This is a genomic window from Flagellimonas alvinocaridis, assembly GCF_004916895.1.
Taxonomy (GTDB): domain Bacteria; phylum Bacteroidota; class Bacteroidia; order Flavobacteriales; family Flavobacteriaceae; genus Flagellimonas; species Flagellimonas alvinocaridis.
Genome location: NZ_SNTZ01000006.1, coordinates 65,033 through 88,434, shown reverse-complemented (window position 1 = coordinate 88,434; position 23,402 = coordinate 65,033). Strand labels below are relative to the sequence as shown.

Here is a 23,402-nt window from a genome sequence, read left to right as displayed (position 1 = left end):
ATATCGATAAAAAGCCCCCAAGAAGAATTCCTTGGGGGCTTTTTTGTAGTAATCAGCTTACTTGTATATGCTAATTCATGGTATCGGGAACAAGTACCCCGTCCAAAACATGGATTACACCGTTTATGGCTTGTACATCAACAGCATCAATACCAATGCCTGTATTTCCTGAACCATCGGTTACATCGGCTATATTATCTCCGGTTCCGGGTAAATTAATGGTAATATCATCCCCTTCCAGAGTTGTGGCCATGATACCATCGGTTAAATCTCCAGAGCGTACATTGGCGCCGGCAACCACGTGATGTTGCAAAATAGGAATTAAGTCACCTTCTGCTGGAATGGACGCAAGAGCAGCAAAGGCATCATTGGTTGGAGCAAATACGGTGAATGGATCATCGCCAGCCCCACCTTGGGCAGATAGTACACTAACAAAATCAACACTTGGGGTAAGCTCAGTCAGGGCTTGTACCAAAGTGGAGAAATTAGGGTCTGCAACGGCAAAAGTTACTACTGTTGGAAGGTCAATAACTGCATCTACGGCATGTATCACCCCGTTGGTGGCCACAATATCGGCAATGGCTACGTTGCTCACACCATTTAAGGTAACACCATCATCTGTATTGATATACAAACTTAGGTTCTCGTCAGTGTCAAATTCAGCAGCCGTGTTTACATACGAGTTGGTCAATCCGGAAGAGAAGGCCGAAGCACCTACCACAACATGATTGGATAGAATGGCATTCAAATCATTGGAATTGGGATTGGTAAATGCTGCAAACGCATCATTGACTGGTGCAAAAACGGTAAATTCCTCTTCTTCATTGGACAGCAAATCTGTGAAGGTGGTGTTTCCTCCATCGGTAAGGGCAGCTACCAAAGAAGTTAAGTTGGGATTGGCTACTGCATGATCTACAATATTGGGCAGATCAATTACCGCATCAACTACATGTACTACACCGTTGAGCGCTTTTACATCAGGAATCACTACAGAGGAAACTCCGTTGAAAGTTACTCCATCAGAAGTATCAAAGAAGATACTCATATTGGCATCTTGTGCACCTCTGGCCAATGTTGAGGTATACCCAGAACCAAGACCTGTGAGGTCTGTACTGTAGATAGCACCTTCAATAACATGGTTTAATAAAATTTGGGTAAGTACTTCAACAGGAACATCATCCAAAGACGCACCATCCAAGAAGGTTTCAAAAGCCTCATCGGTTGGGGCAAGTACAGTGAATGGACCATTGCCTCGCAAGGCATTCGGTAGATCGCCATCCGCAGCAATTAGAGCGGCAACAAGATTTTCAAGATTTTCATTTCCAATGGCCAAATCGGTGATGGGAACCAAAAGAATATCGGACAATGCATCTAGAATGGTTTGTGGAAGAAGAACCTTGTCTATGATGTGAACCACTCCATTGCTGGTGGTAACATCGGCAGTAGTTACTTGAGCGGGAGTATCGGTAGCGTCACCAATGAATACACCACCTTCGGTACTTACCGTGAGTGTGGCACCCTGCAAAGTGGTTAAGGTTTGACCGTTACTTAAATCGGAAGACGTGGCGGCCGTTCCGCTAATTACATGATACGTAAGAATTATAGCGAGCAAGTCTTGAAGTTGCTCAGAATTAAAATCGTCCAAAGAATCAAAACCATCCAATTGGGTCAACAAATCTGAAAAAGCAGCATTGGTAGGTGCAAAGACCGTGAAAGGCCCTTCGCCACTTAAAGCACTAACCAAGTTATTGTTGGCACTTTCATCGGCTTTTTGTAGAGCACTTACCAAGCTGCTCAGTTCTGCTGTGGCTTGGGCGGCATCGACAATGGTTGTCGTAGTCTCGGGAGGAGGGGTCGTTCCATTATCGTCGTCCGAACAGGACACGAACAATAATGTAAAAATCAACAAGGGTAATCGAATACATTTAATTAGTGCTTTCATGGGATTGCTGTTTAAAAGTGTTTAATGTTACTAATATAAAGTTAAACAAAATAAATTAATTGTGTTTAAAAATTTTTACAAAAAGTTTAACAAAAAAATATATCGGTATCATTTTCAGTAAGTTCTAATAGAAATTAGCTACTGATTGTTTCATGGTTTACTAATTGGTATTTTGTAATTTTGCATCTTATTTATAGGTGATGAAAAAGGTAGTTATAGGACTTTCGGGCGGAGTGGATTCCAGTGTGTCGGCTTACTTGTTGAAGGAGCAAGGGTACGAGGTCATTGGACTTTTTATGAAGAATTGGGTAGATGATTCCGTAATCATATCCGAAGAATGTCCTTGGGTTGAGGATAGCAATGATGCGCTTATTGTAGCCGAAAAACTGGGAATACCATTTCAGACAGTGGATTTAAGTGCCGAGTATAAAGAGCGTATTGTGGATTATATGTTCAATGAATACGAAAAAGGAAGGACCCCGAATCCAGATGTTTTGTGCAACAGGGAAATTAAGTTTGATGTTTTTCTAAAAATTGCCTTGCAACTAGGTGCAGATTATGTGGCCACGGGTCACTATTGTCGCAAAGGAACCATTATAAACGAAGATGGCTCTGAAACGTATCAACTTTTGGCAGGAAAGGATACTAATAAGGACCAATCGTATTTTTTATGTCAGCTTTCTCAGGAGCAACTCTCAAAAACACTGTTTCCCATTGGCGAGCTTACCAAACCAGAAGTTCGACAGATAGCCACTGAAAATGATTTGATCACTGCGGATAAGAAAGATTCACAAGGATTGTGTTTTATTGGAAAAGTGCATTTGCCGGAATTTCTTCAACAAAAATTAAAGCCTAAAGCAGGTGTCATTGTTGAAGTGCCCCAAACCGCATCCCAATTTTCGGTTTCTGTTCCCAATTTTAAGAACAAACAGGAAGAACTGGCCTTCAATGCCGAAAAACCCGTTTACTCAGAAGCAGATGGAAAAGTTGTGGGCCAGCACCAAGGCGCACATTATTTTACCATTGGTCAACGAAAAGGGCTTAATGTAGGGGGTACCAAGGAACCTTTGTTTGTTATTGAAACCGATGTGGATAAAAATATCATTTATACCGGACAGGGGAAATCCCATCCCGGATTGTACCGTCATACTTTGTTTGTAAAAGAGGACGAATTACACTGGGTACGCCCCGATTTGGCCTTGGATGTGGACGGGACCATGCAGGTCATGGCACGAATACGGTACAGACAACCTTTGCAGAAAGCCACCTTGTACAAAACCAATACAGGATTGTATGTGGATTTTGAAGAAAAACAATCCGCTATAACCGAAGGCCAGTTTGTGGCTTGGTACATCAACGATGAACTAGTGGGGTCGGGAGTGATATCATAATCAAAAAAATGATTGAATGAATCCTAAATTGAAAAGTATACTAGAAGATGTATGGTGGAATATTGGTATAGTGTGTACTTCGATTTTTGTTTTTACAGTTTTTGCCATGTCCGCACCGGACCTTGATAGAGCGGGATTAGGTGGACTGGCTAATCTTTTTTTTCCTGGTCTGATAGGAGTTTTTACAATCATAATTTATTTGTTGACACGCATTTTTGCAAATGAGTGGAATTGGATTATTACTCTGGCAGGAGTAGTTTTTATGGCTTATGTGTCAACAATGCTTTTTTTTGATAGATTATAAATGCGCAATAGAATCACTGAACTTTTCGGAATTGAATATCCCATTATCCAAGCAGGAATGATTTGGGCGAGTGGATGGCGCTTGGCCTCTGCGGTTTCCAATGCTGGTGGTTTGGGGCTCTTGGGCGCTGGCAGCATGTATCCCGATGTTTTGGAAGAGCATATTGAAAAGTGCAAGCAGGCAACGGATAAACCGTTTGGGGTCAATGTTCCCATGCTCTATCCCGATATAGACAAGTTAATGCAGATTATTGTGGACGGCGGGGTGAAAATCGTCTTCACTTCTGCAGGAAATCCCAAGACATGGACTAGTTTTCTCAAAGAGAAAGGGATAACCGTGGTACATGTGGTAAGTAGTGTAAAGTTTGCGTTGAAAGCCCAAGAAGCTGGAGTGGACGCCATAGTGGCTGAAGGTTTTGAGGCGGGAGGGCATAATGGAAGGGACGAGACCACAACCATGGTTTTGATTCCTTCGGTGAAGGAAAAAATAGAAATCCCGCTGATTGCCGCAGGCGGAATTGCCAGTGGAAGAGCAATGCTCGCAGCTATGATTTTAGGGGCTGATGGTGTTCAAATCGGAAGTCGTTTTGTAGCCAGTCCAGAGGCATCTTCCCATCAACTTTTCAAGGAATGGGTCGTAAAGGCCCAAGAAGGAGACACCCAATTGACCTTAAAGGAGTTAGCTCCTGTGAGACTGTTGAAGAACAAGTTTTACCAAGATGTTCAAGAAGCGTATGCCCAAGGAGCTTCGGTTACCGAACTTAAAGCTTTATTGGGTAGGGCAAGGGCCAAACGAGGCATGTTTGAAGGAGATGTGGAAGAAGGCGAATTGGAAATTGGGCAAGTATCAGGTTTAATACATGATATTAAGCCAGCAGCCCAGATTATGGAAGAAATCGTTAGGGAATTCAACGAGGCCAAACATTTTACGCAAGAGTATTAGTAGTTTAACGGCATAAATCCGCAACTTTTCATACATTTACCCCGCATGAGAACACTAATCCCCACATTGGTCTTTTTTATGCTCGTCTCTAATGGTTATGGCCAAATTGAGCGGGATAAAGCACTTCACTTTTTAGGTGGCGGCCTATTTGGTCTGGCCGGAGCTGGTATCGCAAAAAATATTTCTGAAGGTAACCGTGTATGGACTTTTGTAGGAGCAGTTGCCAGTAGTACCTTAATCGGTGTTGCCAAGGAAGCTGTGGATTCCGGGCAGGACGGGAATGGATGGGATAATGATGATTTGGCGGCCACTATTCTTGGAGGAGTAACCGTGGGCATTACCATTGATTTGGTTTCAAAGAAAAGGGATAAGAGAAGACTTCGGGGCAGTTATGCAGCTGTAGAATTGGAAAAAACATCTTTTCAGGTTTTCAAAAAGAAGTCTAGGACTCTGGCTCTACAATCTATGCCACTGTCACTAAATTCACTGGTACTCTCACCAGATTTTTTGGAAAGTAAAGTTTCCTACTAGATCAATCCCCTCGCTTTTATCTCCAAATATTTGTTGATGGTGTTGATGGTCAAGCTTTCCGGTTTGGTCAAAATGGTTTGGATACCATGTTGTTGAAGCTCCCGTTGCATAAGCCTTTTTTCCAAAGAAAATTTTTCTGCAATGGTTTTATGATAAATGGCCTGAAGGTTTTCAGCATCAGTGGCAATTAAAGATTCCAATTCGGTGTTTTCAAAGAAAATGACCACCAATACATGTTTTTTGGCAATGGCCGCCAAATAGGGCAATTGCCTTTTCAAGGCTGATATGTGTTCAAAATTAGTGTAAAGTAGGAGTAGGCTTCTTTGGTTTATTTTTCTTTTGACCTGGGCATAGAGCAATCCAAAATCTGAATCGGAGAAAGCCGTTGAAATGTTGTACAAACTCTCCAAAATGGTATTGAGGTGGGTAATTTTCTGGACAGCAGGGACAAAGGTTTCAATGTTTTTGGAAAATGTAAGCAAACCCGTTTTGTCATTACGCTTTAAGGCCACGTTGGAAAAAGCCAAAGAGGAATTGATGGCGTAATCCAAAAGGCTAAGACCATTAAAGGGCATCTTCATGACCCTTCCAGTGTCTATGATGGAATAAATGGGTTGTGAACGCTCATCTTGATATTGGTTTACCATTAACTGATTTTTCTTTGCGGTAGCTTTCCAATTGATGGTACGGATATCATCACCTTTTATATATTCCTTTATTTGCTCAAATTCCTGTGTATGCCCTATTCGTCTGATTTTTTTTAATCCAAATTCCGTTAGATGGTTACTGGAAGCCAAAAAATCGTACTGTTGCATTTGTATGATGGAGGGGTAAACCGGTACCATTTGATTCTTTAGGAATACAAATCTTCGTTTTATGATTCCCAAGGAGGTTGAAGCGTATACGTTGAGGTTCCCAAAAATATATTCGCCACGCTCCACGGGCCTTACCATATATTCAAAGATGTAGGGTTTTGCTTTTACCAATTGGGTTTTGTGCTCAAAATCCCTTTTTTGGAATTGATTGGGTAGCTCATCAATAATAGAGACTTCAATTTTGAAAGGGTATTTGGAATCCAGTCGAATTGAAAGTAGGTTGTTATCGCTATTTGATAGTTTTTGGGGTAGACCGCGTTCAGCCTTTACGGCTTGGGCCGTGTTGTACAAAAGGTAGATGTCCAACAGGAAAAGAGTCATCAATACGAACACCAATACCCAGATAATGGGATACAAAACTGGCATCCAGTAAGAGATTACAAAACCAGCCGCCAGTAGGGCTATGTACCAGAAGAATTTATTGTGTATGTAGAACGATTTCAGAAATCGCATGGCTAACGTGGAATTTCAACAGATTCCATAATCATGTTTACCACATTCTCCGTGGTCATTCCCTCCATTTCCCGTTCAGGGGTTAAGATTACTCTATGGTTAAGTACGGGAACCAAGGCTTTTTTGACATCTTCCGGAATTACAAAATCTCGGCCCGATATGGCTGCAAAGGCTTTGGCGGCGGTAAGCGTAGCAATGGAAGCTCTTGGTGAGGCACCAAGGTACAAATGCGGGTGATTTCTTGTATTGGTAATGATTTGTGCTATGTAATCCATGATCTTTTGTTCCACGACAACTTCATGGATGTTCTTTTTAAACTCGGCTAGTTTTTTAGGGGTTAAAACCGCCTTGATTTGGTCTTGGGGCTTTTCTCCTTTTCGCTCATGATGGGTCTTTAAGATTAAAACTTCCTCTTCAGCACTGGGATAGTCTACCTTGATTTTAAATAAGAAACGGTCCAATTGTGCCTCGGGAAGTGCATAGGTGCCCTCTTGCTCTATAGGGTTTTGAGTAGCCAATACTATGAAGGGCTCTACCATAGTATAGGTGGTGCCGTCGATGGTAGCCTGCCTTTCTTCCATGGTTTCGAACAGGGCCGCTTGGGTTTTTGCAGGAGCTCTGTTGATTTCATCAATAAGAACGACATTGGAAAATATTGGTCCTTTCTTGAATTCAAACTCAGACGTTTTTACATTGAACACCGAGGTGCCCAAAATGTCACTGGGCATTAGGTCTGGCGTAAATTGAATACGGCTAAAGTTGGTCTTTAAGGTTTTTGCGAAGAGTTTGGCGGTAATGGTCTTTGCAATCCCGGGCACACCTTCAATCAAAGCATGGCCATCTGCCAAAACCGAAACAATGAGCAGTTCAATAAAATCTTTTTGCCCCACAATTACGGTGGAGAGTTCCTGTTTTATTTGCCCTACGGTGTTGCGGAGCTCTTCAAGGGGTACTCTATTGTCAAAGTTTAAATCGTTATTTTCCATCAATTTTTGCTTTAAATGCTTCTATTTTATGGTTCAGGTTTTCCAATTCTGTATTGGTAATCCCATTTTTTGTTTCCAATTTGTCAATCAATCCAAACAATTCCCTGATATCCTCTATGGAGTTGTTGCTTCGCAGCGCCAAGGTTCGTAAAAATTCGTCATTCCTTTCCGTTGTGGGCATGTGTAATCTGGTACGTATATACTCCAGAAAATAAGCTATTTTATGTTTGGTTATAAGATCTTGTTCCCCATTTTCATAGTACATATCGGCAATGGTTCTAGTAAATGCCAGGGTCTGGTTTTTCAAAGGGGTTACCACTGGAATGGCCCTTTGTTTTCGTTTTCCTTCAAAAATCACATAAATAAGGGCGCCGATAAGTGCCAAATAATAAGCCCATTTTAACTCTTTGGTATTCAAGAAAAGATACATGGGGGAAGTGTAAAAAGATTTTCCCGATTTGTGAAAGTTGTCCATATAAACCTGTCCATTGACATCCAAATAAGACAAAAGCCCGGCGGTATATTCCCTATTGTCATCCTTTAGGATGAAATAATTGGTAAAGGCCTTGGGAAAACTGGATAATATAATCTTGCCCTGGCCAAAGGTTTGTTGAATTACATTCACATTTTTACTGATGGCACGTGTGCTGTCCGCTTGCTCGTAAACTTGTCCCAAAACAATGGTTTGTAGGGTATCAAGCTTATCAAAATATGAGGTGTAGTAGTCTTTTTCAAAAGAAATAGCCTTTTTGCCAAGGTTGGCATTTACCAGTTCATAAAAGAAAGCAGGTTTTAACTGACCATTGTTATAAAGGTTGGTCTGCTCTAGATGAAGAGTGTCCATAAGTCGCTCCTCGAAGCTATCGGAAGCAATGAACAGGGTGTTTCCACGATCTGCCCAGTCCAAGAGAGCGTTCAGTTCTGCCTCCTCAAAGTTTACAGTTTCATTTACAAAAAAATAGGTGCCTTTTATAGAATCGTTTCGAATTAGGAACTCAAAAGGGGGTACATGGACCTGTTGTACGGGAAATTTTTTTTCCATCAAATCGTTCAGGACATAGGTCCCATAAGGGATTTTATGGTGGGATACAAAAGATGGAAACCAATTTACCTGCTTGGGTTTATTGTACTCCAAGAGTAAAATACCTGCTATGGCCAGAACACCGATTGCTATGTAAATCCATCCCTTTTTAAGCATTCCCCAGAATTGATTTTTTTAAAGAAGCAAATACAGTCTCTGCCTTGGTATAGTGCTCTTGGTCTATGTTGAATTCGCCATACCAAATATAATCATACAGCCATGTGGCTTTGTTGAAATGATCCTTTAAAGGGCTGTTGGAGAGCTCATTGCTGTAGTCGTCATTAGTTTTCTGACGCTGCCAATCTATCAGTTCACGTTCAGACAGTAATTTTAGAATGAAGAGATAATAATACCGTATGGCAAGGCGGTAATTGTTCTCTGCAAGTGCATTTTTGATCAATTGCTGAATATCCTCTGTTTTTATGATGCGTTCCTCTTCCGACAAAACCACCGTGTTGGGATTTTTCTCGTTATGGATAAGGGAACGGACATTTACCTTTAGGAAAAAGCGAATGATGAGGTACAAAAAAATGGCCAACAAGATATATGGCAATATTCTTAGGAATATGGCCAAGTAACCCACGGCACTTTCCACCCCAAAAAGCCATTCGAAAAATTGTATGAGGACATTGTAAAACCAGTTGGTGATATCGTTCCACCATCCAATTTCTTCTTGCTGCACTACCTCATAATCAAAAGCACTATCCGTCAAATAAGCATCAATTTCTTCTTGCGAAACCGCAACGGGCTGTCTGCTGGAATCATCAAATTTTACAATGGAATCGTTTTGGGCAAAACCAATTGTCCAAGAAAACAGGAATAAAGCGAAAAGCCACTTTTGTTGCATTTAGTCCTCAGTAGATTTACCAAGATTTTCAATACGCTCGTAGGTGCCCGTAAAATTTTTCTTTTCGTTGAGATTGAAAAAGATAAGACAAGTGGTCACCAAAAATATGATGTTCATAAGGAACTGAACCATAGTCCCCAAAACATTTAGGATTAGGTATACGGGATCGTTGAAGATATTCAGGTTTTCTGCATCCATTTCACCTGAAAAGACCCCCATTTTAATCCACATATAGATCACGGATGGCAAAGTAAACGCATAGGAGGCAACCGCCACAATAATATAAACGACCATTAAAGTGGCAAATGTGATCCACCAATTTTCTTTTACAAGGGTAAAACTATATTGGTAGGAATCCATGGCATCTTTTTTTAAGAATACGAGAATTGCAAAAGAGAGGCATAGGGGAACCGCCAAGTAAATCCCTGGAATAAGGCAAAATATAAACCCGACACCAACAGAGAGTCCCACCAAAATACCCAATCCGATCAAGGACCAAAATGAACTGTATACTTGCTGCTTGATTTCTTCATAAACAGGTTCGCCCCTATGATCTATGTATGATTTGATGTAATGTAAAACCGTTCCCTGAGCCAATACATAAGCAGCAATGGAACTTAGCAGCAAGGCCAAAATGGCAATGACCATTATAAAAGGGGATAGTGTGTCCATGGCGCCATTACCTATGGCCGTGATATTGAAAATATCACCAATGGTGTACAGATAAAACCCCATGGAAATCAACATTACCAATAAGTAAGGCCCCACTATTTTTAGAATGGTTCCAAAAAAGGGCTTGAATTGGCTTCTGATAAAACTGAACGAATCGGAGAGGATTTCTCCCAATTCGCGTTGTTTTTTGAACTCAATGTAGTTGTTTGTCTGCATAAGCTATTTTTCTTTTGATTTGGTATGGATATACAATGTAATAGTAAATAATCAACCCCAAAGAGCTAAGAATAATCAGGATGGCCAGCCAATCGGGCATCTCGGTATGGCGGGTTACAAAGCCTTCCAAAAAGCCGGCAACAATAAAAAATGGAACCGTGCTGATCATAATTTTAAGTCCATTTTTCACCCCTCTTTTAAAGGACTCCAAGCGGGTATAGGTTCCAGGAAAAAGAATCCCATTGGCCAGAACCAATCCAGCGCATCCGGCAATGATAATGACCGCTATTTCTATGGTACCATGGATCCATATGGTCCTAGCAGACTCCCATAACAGCCCTTTTTCATAAAAGAAATATTGAAAACTTCCCAACATTATTCCATTTTGGAGTAAAATCATAAGGGTGCCTACTCCCAAAAATATTCCAAAGGCAAACGCATAAATGGCAACTTTTATGTTGTTGATGGTAATCCCTAAAAACATATTAAATTCTCCCTGCTGTTTGTATACGGCCATGGGATCCCCCTTTTCTATATTTTCCAAGGTCATGTTCACATAACCATTTCCCAAAATAGAGCGAACAAAATTACCTTCATTGGCCGATGAAAAAGCACCTACCACCACAAAAAAGGCAAATACCAGAAAAGAAATCAACAGTTCCCGATGATGGCTATGGAACATGTGCGGAAATTCAGTTTTCCAAAAGCTTACAATACGATTCTTGGATTCCCGTTTGGTCTTATAGATTTTTTGATGCGCTTGCGAGGCAAGCGAATTAAGATAAAGTTGTGTGTTGCTGTTAGGGTAAAAAGTCTTTGCGTAGCTCAGATGGTCCGTAATCTCAATGTAAAGATCCGAAAGTTCATCAGGATGAAGCCGACCTTTATTGTTGAGGGCATTTTCAAAAGCGGCCCATTTATCCTTATTTTGCTTAACAAAAGCGGCCTCTCGCATTAAATCTTTTGGTTTGTAAGTAAAGAAACTAAAATATGGAACAATTTCAAATAGAAACAGCCCAAAATATAACCATCAACCAAAACACCTCTAACTTGGGGGAACGGATGTTGGCTTATATCATAGACAGTTTCGTAATTGTGGTCTATACTATACTGGTGTTCATTTTGTTGGCTTCGTTGGATTTGGATTTTGAAGATCAATGGGCATTCTATTTAATATGTTCTTTACCGGCATTTCTCTATTACCTGCTTTTTGAAACCTTTTCCAATGGTAAAACCGTGGGGAAGGGAATCATGTCTTTGAGGGTGGTAAAATTGGATGGGTCCAAGCCCAGCTTTGCCAATTATTTTATCCGATGGGTACTCCGAATAATCGATGTAAGCCTTACATCTGGAGGAGGGGCGGTGCTTACTATACTGATCAGGGGAAAGGGACAGCGCATTGGGGATATTGCGGCAGGTACAACGGTTATCAGCGAAAAGAGGAAAGTATCTTTACGGGATACATTGTTGCGCGAATTACCAGAGGATTACCAACCCAGGTTTCCGCAAGTAACTGTTTTCAAGGATAATGAAATGCAAACCATTAAAGAACTGTACGATAAGGCCAAATGGAACGGAGATCATAATGTTATAGTTTCTTTGGACAAAAGAATAAAGGAAGTGACCGAAATCCAAACCAATTTGAGGCCATTGGAATTTGTGGATGTCGTAATCAAGGATTATAACTACTATACCCAAAAAATGTAAGCATGTTTTATCAGGTAATAGATATCTTGGGAACAGTGGCCTTTGCCATTTCAGGGGTTTTAGTGGCCATGGAGAAGAAATTGGACCTTTTTGGGGTACTCATTATTGCATTTGTAACGTCAATTGGCGGTGGTACCCTTCGGGATCTTCTTATTGGTAATACCCCGGTTGTATGGATGCGGGACCTTACCTATGTTTCAACCATATTCATTACCGTGGTATTGGCCATTATTTTTGTGAACCAACTCAAATATTTAAGACGATCTCTGTTTTTGTTTGATACCATTGGGATTGGACTCTACACTATGCTGGGCATAGAAAAGGGATTACAAGCAGAATTATTACCCGTAATGTGTATAGCCTTGGGCACCATGACAGCCTGTTTTGGTGGTGTTATCCGGGATATGCTCTGTAATGAGATTCCCATAATTTTCAGAAGAAAGGAAATATATGCCACTACCTGTATTTTGGGTGGGGCAAGTTACTTTCTATTTACCCGATTATCCATTCCCGAGAGTTATGCCTACATCGCCGCAATTTTTGTGGTGATTTCCCTTAGGTTATTGGCAGTACGGTTTGATATTCGGTTGCCCAATATCTATAACAAAGAAGCTTGATTCAATATGTCATAGTTTCATTTGGGATGAAAAGCCTATCCTAATTTGTATTAGTCTTTGCTTAATGTGATTAATCCTTTGTTAACCTTTTTTACATTGGCATTAATCTTCTTGTATAGGATATAGCCCTACTTTGGCTCCAAGTTTAGCTGTCTTTATAAATAATTTCAAGGCCGTCCTCTTTTGGTCGGCCTTTTGAACCAATCAATCAAACACCATCATGAAACCTCAAAACATATTTTTTGCCATATGCAGTATGGTTGTTCTTTTTTTTAGTGCTGAAGAAATCCAAGCACAAGGATGTGTAGCCATTCGGCACTTTTCGTCATGCGTGGGCAACACCTTGGAAAATAATTTGCTCGGGCCCGGCGATATCCAAATAGGGAGTAACTACAGATATTTTAAATCCTTTAGGCATTTCAGGGGTACAGAAGAAGAACCAGATAGGGTATCCAACGAAACCGAAGTGATCAACCATTCCCATTCATGGGATTTTTTCCTTACCTATGGTATAACGGATAGATTATACACTAGCATCACCATCCCAACAGTAATCAATACACGTTCCTCATTATATGAACACGGCAGGGATGAAAGGAACACCACATATTCTAGGGGTCTTGCCGATATTAGGGTTGGAGTGGGCTATTGGTTGTTCGATTTGGAAAAGCACCAAAACGGAAACTTGGCCCTGGGACTGGGTGTAAAATTGCCCACAGGAAATTACAATGCTTCGGATATATTCTATAATGTAGGCCCGGAAGGAAGTCCACAAGTAAGACCAGTAGATCAAAGTATTCAACCCGGTGATGGTGGTTTTGGGATTACCTTGGATTTTCAATTTTACCAAAAGATAGCCGAAAAGTTTTTTGCCTATGGTGGAGGATTTTATTTGCTCAACCCTAGAGAAACCAACGGAACCAGAACGTTTCGGGAAACCTTGAGCCCCATTCTTGAAAATGAGGCCATCATGGCCGTTCCGGACCAATTCTCGATACGAGCTGGGGTGAGCCATAGCTTTTCCAATACCATTTCCGGTTCATTGGGGGCACGATATGAAGGTGTACCTGTAAAGGATCTTATCGGGGGTAATGAAGGGTTTAGAAGACCGGGGAACGTACTTTCCATTGATCCAGGAATTGCTTTTATGAAAGATAATTTCTCATTGAACCTGAATGTGCCCTTCGCGGTGCGGAGAGATCGTCCCCAAAGTGTGACCGACAAACAAACTGAGGAGAATACTGGAAATCCAAGGAACGGGGATGCCGCTTTTGCAGACTATTTGATCAATGTTGGAGTATCCTATCGGTTTGCCAACAAAAAAGTAAAGGTAGATCCTGCCTTGATGAACGAATTCAAAAACTAAGGGATCTTATGAAGCTGAGCACAAAGCACAATATCCTGGCGGTTTCAATTGGGGTAGTATATCTGTGGTTTGGAGCATTGAAGTTTTTTCCAGATCTAAGCCCGGCCGAAGGCTTGGCCAAGAGTACCATTCATATGCTTACGTTTGGACTTATTCCAGATACAGTGTCCATAGTGTTGTTGGCCCTTTGGGAAACAACTATCGGGGTATTCCTAATTTTTAACCTATGGCGCAGAACTATGGCTGTATTGGCCTTAGTGCATATGGTATTCACCTTTGCACCTTTGCTTTTTTTTCCTGAACAGGCGTTTGGGGAAGGGCCACTTTATTTAACGTTGGTTGGCCAGTACATTTTTAAGAATCTCATCATTATAGCGGCACTTTTAAATCTTGTTGATTTTAGTGCGGAGAATATCAAAAACAAGCTCAAGCTCAAGTATCCAATTCTATCACTGGTTGATTTAAACAGATTGGGAGTGATTGGTGAAAGGACCCATCAAAAAAATCTGAAAAAAAGTAAATGATGCAACAAAGGCAATCCCATTTTTTGGGAACCCTCCTATGCTTTCTATTCATAAGTATTTCATCTTTTTCGCAAACCAAACTCAGCGGCAGGGTGGTCGATGCTACTGACTTACAACCCTTAATCGGGGCTCAAATTATTTTGCAGAATGGTCAATTGGGAGGTGTGACCAACGAGACCGGATTCTTCGAATTCAATGTCAATACGGAAACACAAAGCGTCCTGATAAAGTATTTGGGATATGAAGAAAAGCAGATTACAATAACTTCTTCCAACCCTGATTTGGGAACCTTGGAGCTGAACAGGGCCAATACCACATTGGATGAGGTCATAGTGAGCGCTTCGCCACAAAGCTTCAAAAAAGAGTTTAAGGGCAGTAATTTTAGGATCAATCCGGTTGTATTAAAAAGGATCAACCCATTGAGTACGGAAGAGGTATTGCGTACCATTCCCGGAGTCAATATTGTTGGAGATATGGGCTTATCCAACAGGCCCAACATTAGTATTAGGGGATCATGGGGGCGAAGATCAAAAAAGATATTGCTTATGGAGGATGGTACGCCATCTGCACCGGCACCTTACATAGCTCCAGGGGCCTACTACAATCCTGTGAGTGACCGAATCGCTTCCATAGAAGTGTACAAGGGGGCAGACATGCTTAAATACGGACCTAATAATATGTACGGTGCTGTGAACTATATCACGGCACTGCCACCCCAAAAGCCTACATTGAGGTTAAAGCTCACGGGAGGTCAGCGCAATTATACATCAGGATTGTTCTCCTACGGAGGCACTTGGAACAATATTGGTGGACTGGTGGAAGGTGTTTATAAGAAGTTTGATGGATTCACGGACAATTCCTCTATGGAGATATTGAACTTGAATGCCAAGATCTTTGCCAAATTATCCGAAAATCAATCCCTGTATTTTAAGGTGAGCGGACAGTTTGAGGACAACCAAGCGTCTTTGAGTTCCCAAACCCCATTTACTTTTGAAACCGACCCCGAACAAAATCCTTTGGATGCCGATCAGTTCACTATGAGACGTTATGGGGTAGATATCATCCACAAATGGTTGCCCACAGAGAAGACCAGTTTCACGACCAAGGTGTATGCTTCCGATTTTGAAAGGGATTGGTGGCGACAGGTCACGACCAAGGTTAGGGCCTCTGAAGTACAGGCTTATGTAGGCTCAGATATTTTTAACCAACGATATGGCTATCTAAACGGAAAATCTTTTGATGATGAGGATTATGTTATTGTGGGCCGTGTAGCGAACGGATTGGAAAGTACTACCGATAGTCGTTGGATCTACAGGGTGTCCGGAGTTAAGGAAACCTTCAAGACAGTATGGGAAGCATTCAATGCCCCAAGTCATTTTGAAGCTAGTATCAACCTGCACAGGGAAACCTTTAAAGATGTGTTCTTGGAGGCTGATAACACCCGTTGGGCACGCTATGGTACAGTAACCAAAGACCTTTGGTATCGATTATGGTCAGCTAATGGTTATGTGCGTAATGAGTTTGCTATTGGCAAAATAGGGGTTATTCCCATTTTGCGTTTTGAGCATGTGGATATGTATCGTCAGGATTTGATTGCCCAAGCCCAGGATCCAACTATTCAAGGCACAACTGAGGGTAGGGAACCCAATGTGTATGATCAGTTTTTACCAGGAATCACTATCAATCATGAATATAAGAATGGAGAATTCTTTTGGAGTATTTATAAGGGGATGATCGCTCCGTCCAAAGTATTTGGTTTTTTGGTGGAACAGGATGGTGTGGTGACCAATCCTCTTGAAGGACAAAGTATAAACATTGACCCAGAATTAAGTTGGAACAAGGAAGTGGGATGGCGTGGCAGTCTCTTTGATAATTGTATCAATGGGCAATTGACCTATTTCCACAATGCCAGTCGAAATTTTTATGCCGGGGGACGTAATGAGGTGTTTCAAGAGTTGGGTAAGATCAATGTACAAGGAGTGGAAATGGCCTTTAATGCCGAAGTTTTGAACGATGGAGGGCATCAACTCCATTTGTTGGGAAACCTTACCTACATGCATTCCAAGGTAAAAGAAGGTAGGTTAGAGGACAAGGATCTTTTCTCCCAAGTGGTGCATAGCACGGCAACCCAAAATGAATATATCCAAAAAGTGAATGCAAACCGCAATGCCTATGAGGTCTATGCCGATAATGGAGGAGGAGATACTTTGTTAACGGATGAGACTTTGGACGCTTCGGATTTTCCGAACATTACCAAGAGTATTATCACCTTTGGGGACGGAGGCATTACAAATGCTGAGGCACCCTACACGCCCAAAATAAACATGAGCATCGGTCTGAATCACGATTGGAAAGGATGGTCAAGCGGTGTCAATATGCATTATGTGGGCGAACAATTTACCGAGTTCCACAACTTTGAGTGGGAATCGGCAGATGGCGCCATAGGAAAATTGCCGTCGTTTACCACAGTGGATGCCTTTGTCAACTACGATTTTAAGATAGGTGATAAAACGGACGCCACAGTTTTTGTGAACGGAAAGAACATAACGGATCGAGTGTATCGGGCATCACGTTTGAACAGGGCCACTTCAGGAATTTTTGCAGGTGGGTTCAGGCAGATTATATTCGGAATAAACCTAAAAATATAAGCCTTGCCTTTTTGACGATTCTAACAAATGGTTAGAGCACTTCAGCCTTTAGGATATATATGTTTTGCCAAGGCCAGTCTCCATCACCCACAGGAACTTGGTTTATGGCATCCACGACATCCATCCCCTCAATCACCCGGCCAAAAGGGGTATAAGAACCATCCAAATGGTAGGATCCTGGATTGGTGACCACAATAAAGAACTCATACGGAGAAGCCAATTTATGGGGGTTGTCACGCTCACTGCTGGGCATGGATATGGTGCCTCTATGGTGTTTATGTCCCTTTTGGGTATCTGGCGGAAGAAGGTATCTGCCAATTTCACTTCGCTTTCTGGCTGTTTTTCTATCATCCGAATTCCCGCCTTGTATGATGAAATCCTTCACCACACGATGAAATTGGGTGCTATCAAAATACTTTTTCCGTGCCAAGTAAATGAAATTTGCCTTGTGGTAGGGAACATTGTCATAGAGTTCTATGGTAAAACTCCCCATTGTGGTGGTAAGTTTTACCCTATTCTTCTTGAGCTTCTTGGCATATCCAAAAAAGAAGTCGATGGCATTTTCCTCATCCAGTACAAAAGCTTCTTCTTCCTTTTCCTCCTCTTGAGCCGTCATTTTGTCAACTTCTTCAGGGATGGAATCATTCTTGGTAGTAGTTTCTTTGGCTTTGGGGGCTTCTTTTTTAGAATTTCCTCCGCAGGATACCAGAAAAAATAATAGTATACTTGTGGCCAAAGCCGATGATTTCAATACCATGAATTTTATCGATTTTAGTGAAATAGCCCTAAAAATAAAAGATCTTCCCCTACCCGGGGAAGAATCCCACTATAAAATGTCCCCGGAACTCAGGGTACAGTGGTTAAAGAACAATTCCATTGAGGGAAGAAACCCGAAAAAGGCGGGGGTAATGGCTTTGTTTTATCCAGATGCGGAGCAGCAGACCAGATTATTGCTCATTCTCCGCAAAGCGTATGAAGGGGTCCATTCCAACCAAATAGGATTTCCCGGAGGTAAGGAAGAACGTCAAGATAAAGACCTTATGGCTACCGCTCTTAGGGAAACCCATGAAGAGGTAGGGGTAAATCCTACTGCTGTTGAGGTGCTTAAGGAATTGAGCAATGTTTATATTCCGCCCAGTAATTTTATGGTAACGCCTTATGTTGGAATCTATCCTCAACCAGAACCCTTTGTGCCCCAAGAAAGTGAAGTTGAACGCTTGGTGGAGGTATATCTGAAGGATTTTTTGGACGATGCCAACCATATAGAGGAAACGCTAACCACTTCTTATGCAAAAAACATTCGTGTACCTGCTTATAAATTAAACGGTTATACTGTTTGGGGAGCCACAGCCATGATGTTGAGCGAGATTAGGGAACTTTTACGGCAAGTGCTTTGACCGCTATTTTGTAAATTTGCCGACAACAAACATTCTAATGGGTCTATTCAAGAGAAATCCTTTTGGTCATATCCTGTTTTTAAAACGTTGGCTGATTCGAGTTGCGGGTGCAATGACACATCAACGCTACAAGGGTTTCAATACGCTTGAGATTGAAGGTTCGCAGATCATACGGGATCTCCCCGAAACCAATGTGCTCTTCGTGAGCAATCACCAGACCTATTTTGCCGATGTTGTGGCCATGTTCCATGTGTTTAATGCCAGTTTAAAGGGCAGGGACGATTCCATTAAAAATTTGGGTTATCTCTGGAATCCAAAACTTAACATCTATTATGTTGCTGCTAAGGAAACCATGAAGAAAAGTCTGCTTACCAAGATTTTGGCCTATGCGGGATCCATTAGTATTGAACGAACGTGGCGTGCAGATGGGCAAGATGTGAACCGACAAGTGAAGTTCAGTGATATAAGCAATATAGCCAAGGCTTTGGACGATGGATGGGTGATTACTTTTCCCCAAGGTACCACAACCCCTTGGAAGCCTCTACGAAAAGGTACTGCCCATATTATTAAGCGGTACAAACCCGTAGTGGTACCCGTTGTTATCGATGGATTTAGACGATCGTTCGATAAAAAAGGACTTCGCGTAAAAAAGAAAGGGATTTTGCAATCCATGCAGATTAAACCCCCTCTGGAGATTGATTATGACAATGAGTCCATCGACTCTATCTTGGAAAAACTGGAGTATGCCATTGAGCAACACCCGTCTTTTTTGAAGGTTATCTCCAAACAAGAGCTGGCTGCTTATGAAGCAGAACATCAAAAAAGGAGATATAGCTATCGAGGAGATTAAACCTCCAATTGTTCCAATTCCCTATAATTTTGTTTGAGTCGTTTTAAAAGAATGCCATAGAGCAGTCTATAAAATAGCCATATCAGTAGTAAAAGCAAGGCAATGAGTACTATGGATATGATTACGACCAATATCCAAAAAACAGTGGTATTCCCATTCTGGATGGCGTTATCCACTACTTGCTGACCCTTGGAGTCGTAAATAAGAACGCCATAAATGCTGATGATCATGGATACGGTGAATATGGCAAGATTGAACCAGACATATTGTGTAACAGTTCTTTTGACACTCAGGATGGTCTTCATCAGTTTTTTGGAGGAATCGGTAAAGGATATTTTGCGATAGTTGATGTAAAACTTATAAATGAAATATAAAATGATTCCATAATTGATGAAATTCAAGACAATTATGGCAGTATGGATGTGCATAGCCTTGAGCTCTTCCATACTTTCGGCATCACTGAAGATGATATTCAGCCCAGCCCAGAACACAAATTCAATAAGACTGATATAAAAGATCCATTTTACAATGGAAGATGATTTTTTCCATATCATTTTATAGATTTCATCATAGGTAAGTTTGGGAAGCTGGGCTTCCTTTCTCTGCCAGTCTTTTTTCAAGAGCTCCAGTTCATCTACCATAATCTAAGGATTTAATATGGTTCTTAATTTATTTTTCACACGGTTCATTTTAACCCTTGCATTTACTTCGGTGATTCCCAAGGTCTCTGCAATCTCTGAATAATCTTTGTCTTCAAGGTATAGAAATACCAACGCTTTGTCAATATCACCCAGTTGTCTAACAGCATCGTACATTAGCTTCAACTGTCGTTCCTCTGTATCGTCATAGGCATCGGCCTTGATTCTATGCACAACGGAATCGTAATCTTGGGTCTGGACCCTTCTTTTTGATTTTCGGTACAGAGTAATGGCCGTGTTCAGGGCCACTCGGTACATCCATGTGCTGAATTTGGAGTCTCCCCTAAACTTGGGATAGGCTTTCCATAATTGAATGGTAATCTCTTGAAAGAGGTCATTATGGGAATCCCTATCGTTGGTATAGAGGCTACATACTTTATGAACAATATTCTGATTGTCCTCAAGCTCCGTCACAAAACGATGTTCCAGTTCTTTGTTCAATGGTTGGTAAGTGATTTGCTTATTTGTAGCAATAAAGCAGTTTTTGTTACACTACTCCAAAAAGCTCCTATTTTCGATAATCCAATGCAGGGGGTCTATTACCCAACAATGGAATGTATTTAAAATCTTTTCCCCGTCGTTCAACAAGCTCTACTTTAGCTGCTTCAATGGTTTTTGGATTTTTAAACAGGTCCATGGCGGTCAAGGTCAGGGTCTTTGCTGCAACCATCATACCTTTGGTGCCTATGGAGGTTCCCCCGGCAGCAACGGCCTGCCAACTGTGTGCGGGTGTTCCGGGAACCCAAGTGGCTGCACTCAAACCAGCTGTGGGAACCGTAAAGCTCACATCGCCGACATCCGTAGAGCCGTAGGCCCGAGCTTCTTCTTTATAGGGTTGTATGTTTTTTGCGGTCTCCATATCCAGAGTTGTTGCCCCCAAAGATTTGGAAATTTTTTCAGCAAAATCCTTTTCTTCATCCGAATATGTAATACCTCCAACTTTGGTCAAGTTATCATACATGATTTTTTGAATGGCAAGGTTGGGCAAAAGTTCATGGGTGCCTCCAATCATTTCAAAGTCCATAGTAGTACCTGTTCCTAAAGCAGCTCCTTCGGCGGCCTTTACAATACGGTCAAAAATATCGATGACCACATCTCTTTTTCCGTGTCGGGCATAATAATACACTTCGGCGAAGTCTGGAACCACATTAGGTGCTTTTCCGCCATCGGTGATTACATAATGAATCCGTGCATCTTGTGGAATATGTTCCCGCATCATATTTACCATATTGTTCATGGCTTCAACACCATCTAGAGCCGACCTTCCCCTTTCCGGTGCACCGGCAGCATGGGCAGAAATTCCATGGAATCTAAATTTAGCCGATTTGTTGGCCAGGGCGGCACCGGCACTGGCTGCGTTCTGTGCTCCTGGATGCCAATGCAAGGCAACGTCCACATCATTGAACACACCTTCACGAACCATGTATACCTTTCCTGACCCCCCTTCTTCGGCAGGACAGCCATAAAAACGGATGGTTCCTTGTATTTTATTGGTCTGTAGCCAATCTTTAACAGCTATGGCTGCAGCTGTTGAGGCTGTCCCAAAAAGATGGTGCCCACAAGCATGCCCGGCAGCTTTGTTGGCAGATTTTTTCTCGGCAACGGCCTGCTGGGATAGCCCAGGAAGGGCATCATATTCCCCCAAAACCGCAATTACGGGGAATCCAGAACCATATTCGGCCATAAACGCCGTAGGAATACCAGCGATTCCTTTTTTTATAGTGAAACCAGCTTCGGATAATGTGGTTTGTAGCAAGGCAGAGCTTTTTTCCTCCAGATAGCCCATTTCAGCAAGTTCCCATATTTCATGGGCGATATCCCCATACTTTTGGGTTTTTGCATCCAAACCATTTAATACGGTTTTTTGGTCTTTTTGTGAAAATGCATTTGTGGCAAATGCAACAAGGGCCATACTGAGAAGTAGCGTTTTTTTCATTGTTTCAAGTTTTTGGTCAGGTTTTAAAGATACTAAAAAAAGCCTCCTATAAATGGTATTGCCCTTAACGGAATGTGTAAATTTACAGCCATGTCTACAATGAATATTCCACAATCCAGCTTCCCAAGGGTCGTAATCATTGGCGGCGGTTTTGGGGGCATCGCACTGGCCAAAAAGCTCAGTAAAAAAGAAATGCAGGTAATTTTGTTGGACAAACATAATTACCACAATTTTCAACCTCTATTGTACCAAGTTTCAACAGGAGGACTGGAGCCGGATTCCATTGCGTACCCCATTAGGAAAGTATTGCAAGGCTACCCTAATTTTTTCTTTCGGTTGGCCAAAGTAATCGGTATAGATACTAAAAAGAGGTGGGTAAAGACCAATATTGGCGAAATCAAGTTTGATTATTTGATCGTGGCTACAGGTTCAGAGACCAATTTTTTTGGTAATGAAAATATAGAGACCAAGGGCATGGCCATGAAGAGTATTCCACAGTCCTTGAATCTCCGGAGTCTTATTCTTGAAAACTTTGAACAAGCCTTACTTACCGATGATCTGCACGAACGGGATGCGCTCATGAGCTTTGTGATTGTGGGTGGAGGCCCAACAGGAGTAGAGTTGGCCGGAGCCTTGGCAGAGATAAAAAAAGGGATTTTGCCAAAGGATTATCCTGATTTGGATACCCGACGGGCACAAATAAACTTGGTGCAAAGTGGCGACCGTATTTTACCGGCAATGAGTGAAGTGGCTTCCAGAAAAGCAGAACAATTCTTGGAAAAACTTGGGGTAAATGTGTGGAAGGACCTTAGGGTTTTGGATTATGATGGAAACATGGTTACCACCAACACCGATACCGTTTTTGAGTCAGCTACTTTGGTATGGGCCGCTGGAGTGAGTGCAGTAAGTATAAAAGGATTGGACGCCAAAGAATTATTGGGTAGGGGTAACCGTTTAAAAGTAAATGACTTTCATCAGGTTGATGGGTTTGAAAATATTTTCGCCATAGGCGATGTAGCCCAAATGGAAACTAAAGCCTTTCCAAATGGACATCCCATGATGGCGCAACCCGCCATACAACAGGGTAGAAATTTAGGGGACAATTTGGTGAGGTTGGTTGAAGGTAAGCCCATGAAACCCTTTGTCTACAAGGATAAGGGAAGTATGGCCACCATAGGCCGAAACAAGGCTGTGGTGGATTTGCCCAGGTTTAGGTTTCAAGGGGTTTTTGCGTGGTTTGTCTGGATGTTTGTACACTTGTATTTCTTGATAGGTTTCCGGAATAGGGTAGTGGTATTCATCAATTGGGTATATAATTACATTCGTTTTGATCGCGAAGCCCGATTGATTATTAGACCCTACAAAAAACAAAACCAAGGATTGAAGAATCAATTGAAAAAGGGAAGTTGATGCGGATTG

Annotated in this window: 23 protein-coding genes; 12 read left to right on the top strand and 11 right to left on the bottom strand. The window is 41.7% G+C overall.

Annotation, left to right across the window (positions count from 1 at the left end; translation table 11 throughout):
- Window positions 1-70: 70 nt before the first annotated feature.
- Window positions 71-1,942 (bottom strand): fasciclin domain-containing protein, encoded by a 1,872-nt coding sequence (locus EZV76_RS12155; RefSeq protein ID WP_136566833.1) that lies wholly within the window; start codon window positions 1,940-1,942, stop codon window positions 71-73.
- A 200-nt stretch (window positions 1,943-2,142) separates the two neighbouring features.
- Between EZV76_RS12155 and mnmA the strand changes: the two genes are divergently transcribed.
- The 4 genes from mnmA to EZV76_RS12135 are packed head-to-tail and all read left to right on the top strand — an operon-like array spanning window position 2,143 to window position 5,110.
- On the top strand, window positions 2,143-3,333 hold the full coding sequence (gene mnmA, locus EZV76_RS12150) for a tRNA 2-thiouridine(34) synthase MnmA (RefSeq protein WP_136566832.1): 1,191 nt from the start codon (window positions 2,143-2,145) through the stop codon (window positions 3,331-3,333).
- 16 nt (window positions 3,334-3,349) lie between these two features.
- The gene (locus EZV76_RS12145) at window positions 3,350-3,637 is read left to right on the top strand and encodes a hypothetical protein (RefSeq protein WP_136566831.1); all 288 of its coding nucleotides are present in this window, start codon (window positions 3,350-3,352) and stop codon (window positions 3,635-3,637) included.
- The gene (locus tag EZV76_RS12140; protein ID WP_136566830.1) at window positions 3,638-4,579 is read left to right on the top strand and encodes an NAD(P)H-dependent flavin oxidoreductase; all 942 of its coding nucleotides are present in this window, start codon (window positions 3,638-3,640) and stop codon (window positions 4,577-4,579) included.
- Between the two features lie 45 nt (window positions 4,580-4,624).
- Window positions 4,625-5,110, top strand: coding sequence for a hypothetical protein (locus EZV76_RS12135; RefSeq protein WP_136566829.1), 486 nt, complete (start codon window positions 4,625-4,627; stop codon window positions 5,108-5,110).
- Here EZV76_RS12135 and EZV76_RS12130 read toward each other — a convergent pair.
- Genes EZV76_RS12130 through EZV76_RS12105 form a run of 6 tightly spaced genes read right to left on the bottom strand, consistent with a single transcriptional unit; the run spans window position 5,107 to window position 11,195 of the window.
- Entirely contained in the window at window positions 5,107-6,438 is a 1,332-nt protein-coding gene (locus EZV76_RS12130) for a DUF58 domain-containing protein (RefSeq protein WP_136566828.1), read from the bottom strand. The genes EZV76_RS12135 and EZV76_RS12130 overlap by 4 nt on opposite strands.
- 2 nt (window positions 6,439-6,440) lie before the next feature.
- Window positions 6,441-7,424, bottom strand: a complete 984-nt coding sequence (locus EZV76_RS12125) for an AAA family ATPase (RefSeq protein WP_136566827.1) — start codon at window positions 7,422-7,424, stop codon at window positions 6,441-6,443.
- Complete coding sequence (locus tag EZV76_RS12120) at window positions 7,414-8,622, bottom strand: DUF4350 domain-containing protein (RefSeq protein ID WP_136566826.1); 1,209 nt, start codon at window positions 8,620-8,622, stop codon at window positions 7,414-7,416. Before EZV76_RS12120 ends, EZV76_RS12125 begins: the two co-directional genes overlap by 11 nt.
- Window positions 8,615-9,352: a DUF4129 domain-containing protein gene (locus EZV76_RS12115; protein ID WP_136566825.1), complete on the bottom strand. Its 738-nt coding sequence runs from the start codon at window positions 9,350-9,352 to the stop codon at window positions 8,615-8,617. Before EZV76_RS12115 ends, EZV76_RS12120 begins: the two co-directional genes overlap by 8 nt.
- Window positions 9,353-10,240 carry a hypothetical protein gene (locus tag EZV76_RS12110; RefSeq protein WP_136566824.1) on the bottom strand — a complete coding sequence of 296 codons (888 nt, stop codon included), beginning with the start codon at window positions 10,238-10,240 and terminating at the stop codon, window positions 9,353-9,355.
- Entirely contained in the window at window positions 10,218-11,195 is a 978-nt protein-coding gene (locus EZV76_RS12105) for a stage II sporulation protein M (RefSeq protein ID WP_136566823.1), read from the bottom strand. The genes EZV76_RS12110 and EZV76_RS12105 overlap by 23 nt, the downstream gene beginning before the upstream one ends.
- Window positions 11,196-11,230: 35 nt before the next feature.
- Here EZV76_RS12105 and EZV76_RS12100 point away from each other — a divergent pair, with 35 nt between their 5' ends.
- From EZV76_RS12100 to EZV76_RS12080, 5 genes are all read left to right on the top strand, one after another.
- Complete coding sequence (locus EZV76_RS12100; RefSeq protein WP_136566822.1) at window positions 11,231-11,947, top strand: RDD family protein; 717 nt, start codon at window positions 11,231-11,233, stop codon at window positions 11,945-11,947.
- Between the two features lie 2 nt (window positions 11,948-11,949).
- The gene (locus tag EZV76_RS12095; protein ID WP_136566821.1) at window positions 11,950-12,564 is read left to right on the top strand and encodes a trimeric intracellular cation channel family protein; all 615 of its coding nucleotides are present in this window, start codon (window positions 11,950-11,952) and stop codon (window positions 12,562-12,564) included.
- 220 nt (window positions 12,565-12,784) lie between these two features.
- Window positions 12,785-13,930: a hypothetical protein gene (locus EZV76_RS12090; protein ID WP_136566820.1), complete on the top strand. Its 1,146-nt coding sequence runs from the start codon at window positions 12,785-12,787 to the stop codon at window positions 13,928-13,930.
- An 8-nt stretch (window positions 13,931-13,938) separates the two neighbouring features.
- A complete protein-coding gene (locus EZV76_RS12085; protein ID WP_136566819.1) occupies window positions 13,939-14,454 on the top strand; it encodes a DoxX family membrane protein in 516 nt (171 codons plus the stop codon).
- Window positions 14,451-17,102, top strand: a complete 2,652-nt coding sequence (locus EZV76_RS12080; protein WP_136566818.1) for a TonB-dependent receptor — start codon at window positions 14,451-14,453, stop codon at window positions 17,100-17,102. Before EZV76_RS12085 ends, EZV76_RS12080 begins: the two co-directional genes overlap by 4 nt.
- Before the next feature lie 31 nt (window positions 17,103-17,133).
- Here the strand turns inward: EZV76_RS12080 and EZV76_RS12075 are convergent, their stop codons facing one another.
- Window positions 17,134-17,859 carry a peptidylprolyl isomerase gene (locus EZV76_RS12075; protein ID WP_136566817.1) on the bottom strand — a complete coding sequence of 242 codons (726 nt, stop codon included), beginning with the start codon at window positions 17,857-17,859 and terminating at the stop codon, window positions 17,134-17,136.
- On the opposite strand from EZV76_RS12075, the gene EZV76_RS12070 reads away from it, so the two are divergent.
- Together EZV76_RS12070 and EZV76_RS12065 are read left to right on the top strand one after the other, a co-directional pair.
- Window positions 17,858-18,499: an NUDIX hydrolase gene (locus EZV76_RS12070; protein WP_136566863.1), complete on the top strand. Its 642-nt coding sequence runs from the start codon at window positions 17,858-17,860 to the stop codon at window positions 18,497-18,499. The genes EZV76_RS12075 and EZV76_RS12070 overlap by 2 nt on opposite strands.
- A 37-nt stretch (window positions 18,500-18,536) precedes the next feature.
- Entirely contained in the window at window positions 18,537-19,349 is an 813-nt protein-coding gene (locus EZV76_RS12065; RefSeq protein WP_136566816.1) for a lysophospholipid acyltransferase family protein, read from the top strand.
- On the opposite strand, the gene EZV76_RS12060 is transcribed toward EZV76_RS12065, so the two are convergent.
- From EZV76_RS12060 to EZV76_RS12050, 3 genes are all read right to left on the bottom strand, one after another.
- Complete coding sequence (locus EZV76_RS12060) at window positions 19,346-19,990, bottom strand: DUF8845 family protein (RefSeq protein WP_136566815.1); 645 nt, start codon at window positions 19,988-19,990, stop codon at window positions 19,346-19,348. The genes EZV76_RS12065 and EZV76_RS12060 overlap by 4 nt on opposite strands.
- A gap of 3 nt (window positions 19,991-19,993) precedes the next feature.
- Window positions 19,994-20,488 carry an RNA polymerase sigma factor gene (locus EZV76_RS12055; protein ID WP_136566814.1) on the bottom strand — a complete coding sequence of 165 codons (495 nt, stop codon included), beginning with the start codon at window positions 20,486-20,488 and terminating at the stop codon, window positions 19,994-19,996.
- Between the two features lie 67 nt (window positions 20,489-20,555).
- Entirely contained in the window at window positions 20,556-21,983 is a 1,428-nt protein-coding gene (locus tag EZV76_RS12050) for an amidohydrolase (protein ID WP_136566813.1), read from the bottom strand.
- Between the two features lie 99 nt (window positions 21,984-22,082).
- Here EZV76_RS12050 and EZV76_RS12045 point away from each other — a divergent pair, with 99 nt between their 5' ends.
- Window positions 22,083-23,393, top strand: coding sequence for an NAD(P)/FAD-dependent oxidoreductase (locus EZV76_RS12045; protein ID WP_136566862.1), 1,311 nt, complete (start codon window positions 22,083-22,085; stop codon window positions 23,391-23,393).
- Window positions 23,394-23,402 lie beyond the last annotated feature (9 nt).